Below are 292 nucleotides of genomic sequence, written 5' to 3'. Positions count from 1 at the left end.
GGACTACTAGGGTATCTAATCCTGTTTGCTCCCCACGCTTTCGCACCTCAGCGTCAGTATCGAGCCAGTGAGCCGCCTTCGCCACTGGTGTTCTTGCGAATATCTACGAATTTCACCTCTACACTCGGAATTCCACTCACCTCTCTCGAACTCAAGACTTCTAGTTTCAAAGGCAGTTCCGGGGTTGAGCCCCGGGATTTCACCCCTGACTTAAAAGTCCGCCTACGTGCGCTTTACGCCCAGTAATTCCGAGCAACGCTAGCCCCCTTCGTATTACCGCGGCTGCTGGCAC

General features: G+C 54.1%; 1 rRNA gene. It reads right to left on the bottom strand.

Features of this window, described 5'->3' with window-relative positions:
* Positions 1-292 (bottom strand): 16S ribosomal RNA (locus BTW08_RS18415); the annotation flags it as partial.

This window comes from Salinicola sp. MH3R3-1, from assembly GCF_001937155.1.
GTDB classification, from domain to species: domain Bacteria; phylum Pseudomonadota; class Gammaproteobacteria; order Pseudomonadales; family Halomonadaceae; genus Salinicola; species Salinicola halophyticus.
Note: the sequence above shows the minus strand (reverse complement) of the source record. Positions and strands in the feature narration are given on the sequence as shown.